We start from the raw sequence: 14,193 nt of genomic DNA, 5'->3' as shown, positions 1-14,193 counted from the left end.
TAATAATTTTTAATTTCTTTTAGAGTTTATTTCTTTTTTTGCTAAATAAATTTTAGGAGCAGGAGGCTTTTTCATGCCATGTCCTAAATAAAAACTAGTGTGAGCAGGTTGATTATAAGCTACATTCTGCCAAGCAATACTTGTACGGTATAATGGGTCGTGCATTAATGTGAAAATTCTTTTGGTTGTTGGATAAGGTGTAGAAAAAATTACTAATGCTGTGTTTTCTTCATTTCTCCAAATAATCTCTTCTCTCCAATCTCCTAAAATATCTGCAATTAAGCAAGGGTTAGATTTAGTCCAGTTATTACTTTTTAAATTCATGCCATCATAGTTGTAACCTTTAAGTAATATTTCTGTAGTCTTGGTTTCTGGTTTCCATTTGGCAATTACTGTTTTATCTACTATTTCTCGTAATAAATCTCCATCCCACCATGCAAACATGTTAAAGCTAGCACCTCTTCGACCAGCAGTGGGATACGTTGTAGAAATTACTTCGCCTTTTGTATTGTGTATTCCAGATCCGTTAGATGCCCAACTTTCTGTGCCAATATGGTTTGGGTCTATATCTGCAGTTACTCCACGACCTATATCTCCATTACCAGGAATACTCCAGAAAACTTTACCAGTTTTAGGGTCTCTATAATCAATCTGTGGTACCTTAGGGTTGTTTGCTTCTTCGTGAGCCATAAAATATTCTAATCCTTCATGTTCAGGGTTAAAATCTCCTAAATGTGCAGCATCTCCATGACCAAAACCTGTAGAGTATAATCCAGTACCATTATCATCTATGGCACAAGATCCAAATTGAATTTCATCTTTTCCGTCACCATCTAAATCACCTACTGCTATATTGTGATTTCCTTGTCCGAAATATTTCTCATTGCCCTTTTTGTTAGTGTCAAACACCCAACGATTGGTTAATTGTCCATCTCTATAATCGTAAGCTGCTAAAACCGTACGTGTATAGTAGCCTCTAGTAAAAACAACACTAGGGCGTTTACCATCAAGATAAGCAATACATGCCAAAAAACGATCGACCCTATTGCCATAACTATCTCCCCAATCAGATACTTTTCCTCTTGCAGGAATGTAGTCTTGTGTAGCAATAAAAACTCCTGTTTCGCCTGAAAAGAGACTTAAATATTCCGATCCTTCTAAAACATAACCTCTATTGTCTCTATAGTCTGCATTTTTATCTCCTAAAATAGTGCCAGATCCATCTATTGTGCCATCTGCAGTTTTACAAGCAATTTCCGCTTTTCCGTCACCATCTAAATCATACACCATAAATTGTGTGTAATGAGCTCCAGAACGAATATTTCTACCTAAATCTATAGTCCATAAAATAGTGCCATCCATTTTTAATCCTTGGAGAAACGTATTTCCTGTGTAGCCCTTATGGGCATTATCATGGGAATTAGTAGGTGTCCATTTTAAAACAAGTTCATATTGCCCATCACCATCTAAATCTCCAACCGATACATCATTAGCAGTATAAGTATATGAAATATTATCGGGAGTTGTTCCACCAGGAGGAGGCGTTAGAGGTATTTTTTTATAAATATCCGCCCATGTATTAACAGTATTTGACAGTTGTTGTTCAACTCCATCAATAATCGCAGAAACACTGTAAGTACTATTGGTAGTTGTTGTGTCTTCAAAATTACTTGCACCAGTAATAGGGGTTGCATTTATTTTAGTAGAGCCTCGGTATACATTGTAGGAAGCTGTTGAGAATTCTGTTCCAAAAATTCTCCAACTTACCAAAACTTTACTACTACTGGTTCTAACAGCTAATACCCCACGGTCTAAATTTTCCATTTGTTTTTGAGCGATAACCGACATTGATAAAAATCCAAATACAGCAATAAATAGCATAATTTTTAGGCAAGTAATTGTTGGTAGTTCTTTCTTCATATTTTTTAATTGGTAAACTGGAAGGTTATTTTCTAATTTGTAAATGCTAATTTTTTTGAATTATTATTTATTTTGAGGATATAAACCCCTGTTGTAATTGTATTTGGAAATTTTAATATGGTCGCTTTAAGGTTTTCAGAATATTGAATATCTATTAATTTGATATGTCTTCCATTAATATCGAAAAGGTTAAATGCATCGGAGCTCTCAGTATTTGTTATATGTAATTCATTTAGTGAGGCATTTACTGGATTAGGATATATTAATTGCTCTTTATTGGTTGTTTTAATATTCTCTTGAAAATAATCCTTTCCAAAATAGAATGAATTTTGGCCAATCTTTTCTCCAATTATTCTTCCGGGAATATCATCTGCAGGGGGGTGTATGCCTCCCCATATTCTTGATAAACTACATTGATCAGAAGCATCACGATACGTGGCCCATTGTAATGTAACATCCACCGAAGGTCCCTTTTCAAAGGCTAAAAAATTATCTTTTTCAGCAATAAACTCTCCCATCCCACCAGGGAAGTATTCACTTCCTGTAATTAGTGTCATAACCTCTGCTGCAGCTCTTGAATACGTTGAATGTCCAGAAACGTACCCTGCAAAAGGAGGTGTGACAAAAGATGGTCTTTGATATGGCCACCAATTTTTTGCTAAAATCCAACCTACTCCAGCTTCATCGGTATTAGAATCACTAATATAATCATGACCTTTCCATGCTAAAACTTTAATCTCTCCAACGTTTTCATTTGCATTACCTGCTAAAGGGTCGCCCTCTTCCACAGTTTCAATATATCCATCTTTTAATGGAATGCCCGCAACATTATAATTGTCTTTAGAAGAATCTGTGCTTTGACCTCTTTCTGCCATAAAGCGTATGGCAGAAATGGGTCTTATATAATCATACCATCCTTTAATACTCCATGAAGCTATTGCAGAATCGTGCATAGCTCCTCCCAAAATAAAATAGGATTTTATATCCCATTCAAGATTATTAAGTTTATCTCCTTTTCCATTGAATTTTTTATCAAACAACTCATGGTCACTAACATAATTAAGTATTGTGAACCAATGACCAGGAGGTGTTTCTGAATCTGGTCCGTCTGCCCAAAACTCAGCTAAAACTCTAGTATAATCACCCCTTGGTACTATTTGCTCCTCATATGGAGCATTGGTGTACGGGTTAATAGCATGTCCAGAACTTATATCCCCACCATCTTCTTCCTGATAAAAATATTTGTAATTTTCCTGTTCTCTAGGGATCAATTCAAAATTAATATTCCCAATAGATTTAGGTGAGATGTCCCACATAACATTATCATAAGGGTTATGATGTGAGCTCCAAATTGAAACTAATGAAAAGTTCCATTTATAAGCATCACTTGAGGGTGTTGATTTTGATACATCCAGTTGCGGAGGACTTCCAGGATCATCATAAACAATATATTGATTTCCTGATCGTGAATAAATTGTTTTTTCAGCTTCATTAAAATTAAAAGGTTTTACATTGCCCCATTCGGGACCTAAAAAATCAGGTGTAGAGCCTTCAATTAAATTACCACTTTGATCTATAAAAGTATCAAAGCTTAATGGTTGCCATCTATTCGGGTTTATTAAAGGTTCATTAATTTGATCGGGATTATTTAATAGAAGAGGCGAGTTTATAGGGTTATAATACTGATTGCTATATTTATTTATTTCATTTGAACCATCTGTATGTCCATAATCGATAACTGTTTCGGCTATATAATTTCCTAATGCTGCCGCATTTCCATTAGAATAGTCAGCTGATAGTTCGTTTAGGCTATAGCCTAATTCAGTCATCAAATCATCAAAAATTTTGAATACTTCATCATGTTTTGGTGAATCTCTAAAACGATATTGTAATAGTCTATAGGCCGCATAACTTATCGTTTTATCTCGTGCGTCACTCAAGTTTTCAGATGTTTCAAAACCATCAAATTTATTTAAATACCCATGTACTGTATTTCCAATAAGGTATGGTTTTGCTTGGGAATCATATATGGCCCATGCATCATACATGGCTACGCTAGTATGAAATAGATTCCTAGCGTGAACAGTAGGGCGTGCATAATCTCTTCGAATAGCATCTAATAAGGCTTCATTCCATAATCGAGCCACGGATTTTCTGGGAATTATGGTAAATGAGTCATTTTCAGATCTTAGGTTAACCTTTAATTCTACATTTTGGCTTGAGCAATTATCATTACTTTCTATTATAGTAACGGTACCTATAGTTGTATTATCCCATTTAACTTTTATAATGCTGCTACCACTTCCTTCTAAAATGTTACCTCCATCAACTTTCCAAGTGACTGAAGAACCATTTGATAGAGGATAGCTATAAAATTCAGTACTCAATTGGATAGCATTTACGTTTCCATAAATAGATTTTGACTCCAGATAAGAGCACTCTCCTGAACTAATGGTTGCATTTGGATTGTAATTGCATGAATCTGGATCAGTACAGCCATAAACCTTAATACTAGGTTGTGTGGTGGAAACCTCATAATTAGCCCCTTCTTTGGCTAGAATTGTTTTATCTAAAGGGAGGTTATTAAAAGTTTCAACCAGTCCTGAAGGCCATGTAATTTTTAATTCTTGAATTTCGGTAGCTGTTCCCAGTCCAAAATGAACTGGTTTTAAATTTTGTGACAAAAACCCTTTTCCTGAATAATAGCGGTGTAAGGTTTTTTGATCAGTAGTTATTGAAAGCGTTGTTCCTATAGCGTCTCTGTTGGATGTGGTACCTTGTAAGGAAACTTTAAACCAATGCAAATCTTTATCGGGTAACGCTAAATCGGTTGTTTTGTTTTCGTATAAATAGGAAGGTCTATCTGCATTTGTTACTAATATATCTAAATCACCATCGTTGTCAAAATCAAAAATGCCGGCACCCATACTAATTGTTAAGGCTTCTAAATTAGTTTTGCTTGAACTATCAATAAATTTAGGTTCTCCATTTGCATGAAAATTTTCAAAATAAATATTATTTTCAGTGCTATTTCCTCCAAAATCAAATCCATTAACTATAAATAAATCTTCATCGCCATCTAAGTCAAAATCTGAAAACACGGTATCCCATGCCCATCCAGTTAATTCGACACCTAATTCAGGAGCTGCGTTATTAAATGTGTTATTTCCTTTATTCAAGAAAAGAGGACTTATGTTTATGGCTGTTACATGTATGTCAAAAAAACCGTCATTGTTGTAGTCACCAATGGCAATTCCCATATCATCTCCAGCATGGTCTAATCCATAAGTACTTGCCTGTTCAATAAAACTTGTTCCATTTTGATTTATAAACAAATCATTTTTTTTTGTAGCATTGTCATTTACTACATATAAATCTAGCCAACCATCACTATTAAAATCGAAAGGAACACTCATAAAAGATTGTTTGTTTTCTAAAGTTCCAAATAAATTTGTAACATTAGAAAAAGTGCCATCTCCATTGTTTTCATAAAGTTTATTGCTGTCGCATCCATTCCAATCTGATATATATAAATCTAAGAATCCATCTTTATTATAATCAAACCAAGTTGCTCCGGTATTTAAACAGGTACTATTTTTTTGAAAGCCTGCTTGAGTGGTGATATCTTGGAAAGTTCCATTACCTTCATTGTGAAAAAGATATATTTTATAAATATTTGTTAGAAATAAATCTGGGAATCCATCATTATCATAATCACCCCAAAAAGCGCCATATTTAACGCCTTCTAAATTTTTAAACACGCCTTCTTGCTCATTTACAGGAAACAAATCGATACGTAAACCAGAGGCTTCTGTTACATCAATAAAAGTACCGTCGTTATTATTTTTAAATAAGCGGCTATGACTTTTAGCAATGCCATCTTCATCTTTTCCTAAAGCAACCACAAAAACATCAAGATAACCATCACGGTTATAATCTGCTATGGAAACACCATTGTTTTCTTCTAATATACTTAGCCCTGCAACAGATTCTATTCGAGTAAAATTTTGTGCTTTTAGAGAGGAGATACAAAGTATGAAAATATAAATTATTGCAGAAGGTGCATATTTAAAAATAAAAGTATGTTTCATTTTTTTATAAAATTATAATTAAAACGGATTATTATAAAATCATAACAAATTTAAAATGGAGATTATATAAATAGTTATTCCTTATCTTGAAAAGAACATAAATGAGGTAATAAAAAAGGGTTGATTTATCAACCCTTTTTTATGTGACTTAAATAGCGTTTTTCTATTTTGCATAGATACTTAAATCAGCTAAAAAAGTATAATTTGTAGCGCCACTTCCTGGGGCAACAGCATTATATCTAATATAGCGTGCAGTAGTTTCTGTTGTTTCAATAAGTATTTTACTTGTTGATAATTCACCTGTGTAACTAGCAATTAAAGTCCAAGTTGCGTTGTCTGAACTTGCCCAGAACTCATGTTCTCCTGCAGCTTTATTATTGTTTTTGGTTCTACCAAGAACCTCAAAAGCTAAGATAGTTAGGCTTTCTCCCATATCTATAGTAAGATGGTGTGGGTAATCTGGTTGTGCCAAATCCCATTGTGTGTGCCAGAATGTAGCAGTACTTTCGTCTATAGCGTGAATACCTTCACCACCATTACCCCAAGTGTTTTCCTTTGGTTCTTCTGAAGAAACATCTATAACAGACCATAAATCTCTATTATAGGCTTCAATTGGTTTTGCAGAATAGGTGGTAGCATAAGAGTTTCCATAAATATCTGTAACCACTATTTCGATGTCCTGCTGTCCCGGTTCCATGCCTCTAATTTCATAAGTTCCTGCTACTTCGTTTGAAGTTGTACTAGAACTTACTATAGAGCCAGCAACACTTTTTCTAAACTCAACGGTTATATTAAGGCCATTTTCATTAGTCCAATTGGCTTGAGAACCACCTAGAGTAGGTGTGAACATGAAACTTTCTGCAATTGTTTTTAACGTGGATGGTAATGTATATGATGTCCAATCAGAGGTAAACTCGTCTATAGATGTTTCTTCTGCTGTTTCATCATCCATAGGTGTTGGTACGTAATTAGTTCTGTACATGACTTCTTTAGTTGGATCTATGTTAACCAGTATAACTTCTTCGTCATCTTCTCCTAGTGTTACAGAAACGTCTTCTCCACTTAAATTAGTGAATGACACTTCAGTATCTCGAGTCAAATCGCTCTTAATATTAAATTTAACTATAGCATCACTATCTTTTTTGTAATAATAGGATTTTAATAATCTAGATTCTAAGTTTGATCTATAAATCTCTCCAAATGAAGTTCCAAAAGCTGTTACTTTAACAGATTTATTACCATCTGCATCTACTGAAAAAATATCAAATTGATATGAATTTTCATCTAGCCCAGTAATAACTAAGTCTAAAGGGTCTGTGAAATTTTCTGATTTTGTATAAGGAAACGTTTGGCTGTTTTCGCCATTATTCCAATATACAACTATCTTTTCGACATTAAAAGCATTTGTAATATAACCTGAAAGTTTCAATCTGTTATTTCCTGGAAGAGAAGCAACAGAATCTACCTTGTTTGTATATATAGTTTCTCCATCTTCAAGATATTTTTGATGTAAATCATAAGTATCTGTACAAGATGATAGCGCAAAAAGGTTTACTATAATTAATAGTAGTAAAATATATTTATTTTTTTTCATAATTCAAATTTTTAATTTTTTAATCAAAGATACTACCCCATACGTTCATTTCTGTAATATTACAGAAAGCCGCATTATCCCAGGTCTCAGTAACTACTATTCTAAAATAACGAATTTCTACAGGCAGATCAAAAATAAATTCAAATCCAGCTGTATATTGAATTACATCTTCGTCTGATAGAGACCCTAATGGTAACCCTGAAGGTTTCCAAGTATCACATGTACGTAAAAATGTCCAATCATCTAAATTACCGTCTGTACCTGGTAATGTTTTAGCACCATACAATTTATATTGTTTAGGAGCGCCTCTACCATATATTTCTTGTGTTTTTCTTAACCTACTATTAAGCCTAATTCTACTTAAGGATACGTTAACACCTAAATCTACCGTAAAAATATTTGTACCTGTACCTAAACCTGAACCTCCTGTATGTCCCATAGTTGTAGGATTATCATCAAAAATACCAAAATAATCCCCCCATGCATTCCAGTTATCATCATTGTCTAAGTAAACAGGTAAGAATAAGTTTTTATCTAATTTCTCTTCAAATAAAGGTGTTAATAATTTATCTGGAGTATTCGCAAAAATGGTATCTGAAACATTACCATAATTATCTTTAATAAGTGCTGCAAATAATGTAGGTACAGATTCTAAATCTCTTAAGGCTTGTTGCGAAGATTTTGCTTCTGTATAAACCGTTTCTAAAATTTCCATTTTTCCACGGTTATTTTTAACCATTAACTCTATAGCTATTGGTGTATTGGTTTCGTTTTCCCATGTAAAACGAGCGCCTCCATAATCTGCTATAATACTCAAAGATGGTTGTATCAAAGATAAAGGAGATGCTAATGGTGTTACCATTATGCTTACTGGTTCTGAAACATTATTAGACCTATCTACGGCATATAAGGAGATTTTCTTTTCAGAAGTGTCCCCAAATCCTAAAACTTGAATTTTATTATCGAAAATAGATGTTTTTACTTCAGATTCTTCACCTAAGGTATTTGTATAAACAGCTTTTACATATAATAAATCTTTATCGTTTGGTATATCATATGTAATATCTACACCTCCGTTTATTGCAGAATATTGAATATTCTCTATTATAGAAGGTTTTTCTCTATCAGAAGAAACAGGCATGTGCTCGTACTCATCACAAGCTATATAAGCTGAGAAAAAAAGGGCTAACATTAATAATTTAAATATTTTTTTCATAATCGTTTGTTTTATGTTAATAATAAACTACCATCCTAAATTTTGAATTAATCTTGGGTTATTAATTATCTCATTCTCTGGAATTGGCCAGAAATAATCCTTTTCAGAAAAAGTTGGGCTAAATATTACCCTTGGAGTATAATAATCATCTAACGCTTCTTCTTCAACAGACCATCCTTTTATTGGCTTATTCATATAATCTTTTAATAATTTCCAACGCCTTAAATCCCAAAAGCGCCCACCTTCGAATGTGAATTCAATAAGTCTTTCTTGCTGAATAATTTTTCTCATTCCTTCTTTAGTTAATGGCTTATTAGGTGCATTAGAGTAGTTTGACCAACTAGAAACAACACCTTCAAGACCTGCTCTGTCGCGAACCAAATCTATATACTCGTAAACTTGACTGTCTGGAGCGGTCTTAGATTCGTTTAATGCCTCAGCATAATATAAATACAAATCTGCTAGCCTGATTATAGGAAAAGGGTATCTTACTATAGCTAAACGTGTTCCTCCAGCTATTTCGGTATCCATTCCTATTAACTTTTTAGGCGCATAACCTGTCATATTATAATCTGACCTTGATACAGGTCCAGCAAACTCACCAGATCTTTTATGGATATAATATACATCATCTTCAGCACCTTGTTTTCCATTACCATACCATACACATCTATCAAAAGATAAATCTGAATAAAAACGTGTTTCTCTATTAAAATTTAGAACTGCTGTTTCCTCACCTACTTCTACATGAAACTTATCGTCCTCTGATGCTGTTCTAGTTTTAAATCTATTAGCATAATCAAACGATACATCTTCATCAATAGGAACTCCATTTTCGCTATAGTACAGTTCAGCTATTCGCATTGTTGCAGCATGTGTTTGTGCTGGTCTATATTGACTTGTTAGAGGAAATAAAACAGTCATCGAATTACCATGCAAAGTGCTTCCGTTTGCTGCAAATTGAGTATCGCCCCAAATGAGTTCATTGTTCCACTCTTTAGTAATTCTATCTCTTAAAGCTGCTGTTAATAATGTTTCATCTGAAAGATTTGCTTGAAATGCATTTTGATAATCTTCTTTTTGATATAATTTTATACCTGCTTCTTCTGATAAATCTATAGCCTTTTTACAAGCTATAACGGCTTTATTCCATTTTTCTGGATCGTAAGCAGTTGGAAATAAGGCTTCTCCCTCACTGTTTTTAAAGTTAGTATAAACGCTATTACCATTAAACAATGGGCTGGCATATGTCATTAAAACTTTCGCTTTTATAGACGCTGCAATTAATTTGTTGACGCGTCCCAATTCTTCAACTTCAAAGTTTAAGTTAAGAGGTAAATCTACGATTGCTTTATCTAACAAATCAATAATATAAGTGAAGCATTCGTCAATTGAACTACGTACTTGAAGAATCTTATCTGCAGAATCTGAAACTATTATTTCTTCATCATTAATAACGATAGGACCGTACATTTGCACTAAATAAAAATGATAATATGCTTTTAAAAAGTTAACCTCTGCAGTCCATAATTCTTTTTCTGAGTCAGTCATATCTCTTACGCCCTCAATTCTATTTAGGAAAATATTACAGTTGTTTATTGCTACGTAGAGGTTGTTCTTTCCTGTTCCTGCCCACCTGTCTAATTCAGGAGTAGTTACATTTTGTCTTCCCATTGGAATATCAATATTCCAATTTCGCTCTCTGGGATACCAAACTTCATCTGCCGTATTTAGTCCAGGGTTGAATACATCTCCTGCACTTGGTAGAGCGGCATATATGGTGTATAAAAATTTCTCTGTATTAAATTTATCTGTGAACGCGTTATCTATAGTCGCTACGTTATCGGGCACAACATCCAAATAATCACTACACGTATAAAATAAAGATGCTACAATTATTGTTAATGAATATATATATTTTTTCATAGTTTATCTTTTTAAAATGAAACGTTTAAACCTAGATTTAGTACTTTTTGGTTAGGGTAACTTAAGCCATTTCCTGCCAACTCTGGATCCCAAAGTTTAAAGTTACTTAAAACAAATAGATTCGTTCCACTTGCATACAAACGTACTTTATCCATTTTTAATTTTTTAGTAAAGCTATCAGGTAAATTGTATCCTATCTCAGCAGACTTTAATCTTAAAAAGGCACCATCTTGCATAAACCATGTACTTGTTTGATCGTTATTACGGATTCTTGAATTTGAAAGTCTTGGCCATGTTGCAAATACATTTCTGTTAGTTTCAGACCAATAATCATCTGCATAAACTTTTAATAGTTGTTGTCCATTATAAAAAGGAGCTGTTGCTAAAGCATTTACCCAAAAAGATGAATTTGCTGATCCTTGAAAAAAGCATGATAAATCAAACCCTTTATAACCAACTGATACCCCAAAACCATATACAATTTCTGGTACACTAGGATTACCTATTGGCACTCTATCTAATTCTGTAATTCTACCATCTTCATTGATATCTTTATATTTGATATCTCCCCCAGTATATTCTCCATAACTTTGCTCTGGTGAATTATTAACCTCTGCTTGATCTACAAATAACCGTTCGGCAACAAGCCCCCATACTTGGTTAATTGGTTGGCCTACCCGAGATAACCAAGGAGTTTCAGAATAATCTGGTTCTTCAATTTTAGTAATTTCATTAGTTGCATAGGTAAAGTTTGCTCTGGCCTGTAGCCAAAAATCACTATCAAAACTTTTATTATACACTAATGAACCATCAATACCTTGACTCTTAGCTTCACCCACATTGGCTCTCACCCCTGCTTGCAAACCTAATGTAGAAGGTATTATTCTATCTGTTAAAATATCTTCTCTTTTTTCACTAAAAAAATCGACTTCAAATGTTAAATCGTTAAATAAACCCAGCTCAATTCCTAAATTTAATTTTTTAGCCGTTTCCCAAGTTATTTGATCGTTTGCATATCTACCTATGCTAATGCCTCCGTTTCTATAATCGTAGGCTTCACCTGTAGGGTATGTATAGTTGCCATCGTTTAGATTAACTTGTGACAAGTAAAAAAACCTGTCGGATCTACTTCCAATAGCATCATTACCTACCAAACCGTAAGTAACTTTAAACTTTAAGTTTGTAATGGCATTATTGTTTTCTAAAAACTTTTCATTAGACGCTAACCATCCAAAACCAAGTGAAGGAAAGTAACCCCAACGTTCATTTTTAGCAAATCTTTCAGAGCCATTATAGCCAAAGTTAAATTCACCAAAATAACGATTGTCATATCCATATGTAAAACGACCAGCTAGCCCCATATTTCTGAATGCTAATCCATCTTGTAATGTTCCCCCTGTAACAGAAAATAATCTGTGGTTTAAGGTATATACTAGCAGTCCTGTAAAATCATGTGTTTCATTGAGGGTTTTATTATAGGTAAGCCTAGATTCTAAATAGGTTGTAGATGAAACATACTTTTCGCCATCAGCGAAATCTAAATATTCTGTCCCTTGTTCTTCGTTTAGTGGTATCAATATCACTTCATCAGTATCAGGGTTTTGGTATGGCGAATAATAATAAGGGTTATAAGCTCTATTAATAGAATATCTAGACTCTTTAGTAGCAGCAAAAACACCTTTAAATTCAAGCCCTTCTGTAACAGACTTTAAATTTTGAATAAATTCTAATTGTCCTATCAACTTATTGGTGGTACCCTCTTGGTAACCTTTAGCCATTTCAGCGAAAGGGTTTATGTAACTAGGAGTGTTGTCGTCTTCTGCATAATTTCCGAAAAGGATATGATTGGTAAATTCATTTGCAGCATCTGGTTCGTAAAAAGGTCTAAATAAAACAGGATTAGACCGCATTACTAAATTATACACATACTGACCACCACTTTGACCACTTGGAGTAACTGGTCCACTATATTCATCAAAAGCAAGGTTAAATTTAACATTAAGTTTAGATGTTTTACTTAAGTCAATATTGGTATTGGATCGAAGATTAAACTGAGTGAACTTAACGTTATTGTTAAAATCATTTAATTTTGGCACTTCTAATATTCCATTATCTTGGGTAGCAGACATGGCTACGTAGTATTTTGCTACTTTACCACCACCATTTACGTTAAAATTGGCTCTTTTATTTAGTGTGTAATTTTTAAATAGCTCTCTATACCAATCTGTAGTAGGATATAGAATAGGGTCTATACCAGCAGCTGTTTTTGCTATTTTTTCTTGAGAATAAATTAATAATCCTAAAGGATCTCTTGTTTTTACAGCTTCATTGCCCATTCTCATATAAGTAATAGGATCGGCTAATTCGATATTTCTTGTTGGAGATGAAAAGGACGCTTCTATTCTGCCAGAATAACGAGCAGGACCTTCAATACCTTCTTTTAATGTAACATAAATAACACCATTTGCTCCACGTGCACCATATAAGGCAGTCGCCGATGCATCTTTCATAATAGAGAATGCAGCAATATCATCTGGGTGAATTCTACGAAGATCACTAACCGTTAATTCGACTCCATCAATTAAAATAAGAGGGCCATTACCATATCCAAATGTAGTAACGCCTCTCACAAAGAAGCTCGCATCATCTCTTCCTGGTTCGCCCCCTCTTTGGAAAGAAATTAAACCAGCAACTCTTCCTGCTAAAGCAGTTGTTAAATTACTAGATGGAATTTTTAATTCAGATGGTTTAATAGTGCTAATAGAGGCAATAACGCTACTCTTTTTTTGTTTACCAAAACTTACCAATACTACTTCATCCAAATCACTAGTATCAGAATCTAGTGATACATTAATAGTAGATTTACCTTTAACCGCAATTTCCTTGGTTACAAAACCAAGGTAAGATATTACTAGAATATCTGCTTCATTTGCTCTGATAGAAAAATTTCCATCAAAATCAGTACTTGTACCTCTTTGAGTTCCTTTAATAATAATGTTAACACCAGGTAACGGCTGACCCGCAGTGTCCAAAATTGTCCCAGAGACCTTTTTTTCTTGCGCTTGCACTGGTGCAGAAAATAATGTACAAAGCACAATACAAATCAAAATCGTAATTTTGTTTCTCATAAAAAATGTATTTAGTTGTTAGTTAGTTATCAAATGTAAATTTCACATTTAAAAAGACTATCCTGCTCTATCCTGCTCTATTCTGATTTTTTTAAATTTATAAAAAACAAGTTTATATTTTATTTAACGTATATTTTTAATTAAAATACTGATTATTAGTTATTTATGTTTTTTAAATAAAATAGTAAGGACAATAATTAATTGATTTTCAATATTTTAAATTTGTTAAATAAAATATAATCTTGAGGATTAATTAGATAGAAAAGTGTATCGACAAGATAGATTCTAGTCTTTAATTTTTGCTGTTATGAATAGTTT

General features: G+C 33.4%; 6 protein-coding genes. All 6 read right to left on the bottom strand.

What is annotated here, in order from left to right:
- Nucleotides 1–9: 9 nt before the first annotated feature.
- The 6 genes from RHP49_05570 to RHP49_05545 all read right to left on the bottom strand — a co-directional run bounded on the left by RHP49_05570 (nucleotide 10) and on the right by RHP49_05545 (nucleotide 13,875).
- Entirely contained in the window at nucleotides 10–1,920 is a 1,911-nt protein-coding gene (locus tag RHP49_05570) for a rhamnogalacturonan lyase (GenBank protein ID WNH13723.1), read from the bottom strand.
- A gap of 32 nt (nucleotides 1,921–1,952) precedes the next feature.
- Nucleotides 1,953–6,011, bottom strand: a complete 4,059-nt coding sequence (locus tag RHP49_05565; protein ID WNH13722.1) for an FG-GAP-like repeat-containing protein — start codon at nucleotides 6,009–6,011, stop codon at nucleotides 1,953–1,955.
- A 163-nt stretch (nucleotides 6,012–6,174) separates the two neighbouring features.
- Complete coding sequence (locus RHP49_05560) at nucleotides 6,175–7,605, bottom strand: DUF4998 domain-containing protein (GenBank protein ID WNH13721.1); 1,431 nt, start codon at nucleotides 7,603–7,605, stop codon at nucleotides 6,175–6,177.
- Between the two features lie 19 nt (nucleotides 7,606–7,624).
- A complete protein-coding gene (locus RHP49_05555; protein WNH13720.1) occupies nucleotides 7,625–8,821 on the bottom strand; it encodes a DUF4959 domain-containing protein in 1,197 nt (398 codons plus the stop codon).
- A 27-nt stretch (nucleotides 8,822–8,848) separates the two neighbouring features.
- Entirely contained in the window at nucleotides 8,849–10,747 is a 1,899-nt protein-coding gene (locus RHP49_05550) for a RagB/SusD family nutrient uptake outer membrane protein (protein WNH13719.1), read from the bottom strand.
- 11 nt (nucleotides 10,748–10,758) lie between these two features.
- Nucleotides 10,759–13,875 carry a TonB-dependent receptor gene (locus RHP49_05545; protein WNH13718.1) on the bottom strand — a complete coding sequence of 1,039 codons (3,117 nt, stop codon included), beginning with the start codon at nucleotides 13,873–13,875 and terminating at the stop codon, nucleotides 10,759–10,761.
- Between the last annotated feature and the right edge of the window lie 318 nt (nucleotides 13,876–14,193).

Source organism: Flavobacteriaceae bacterium HL-DH10, from assembly GCA_031826515.1.
Taxonomy (GTDB): domain Bacteria; phylum Bacteroidota; class Bacteroidia; order Flavobacteriales; family Flavobacteriaceae; genus Thalassobellus; species Thalassobellus suaedae.
The sequence above is the reverse complement of the archived record's forward strand: the minus strand, read 5'-3'. Positions and strand labels throughout refer to the sequence as shown.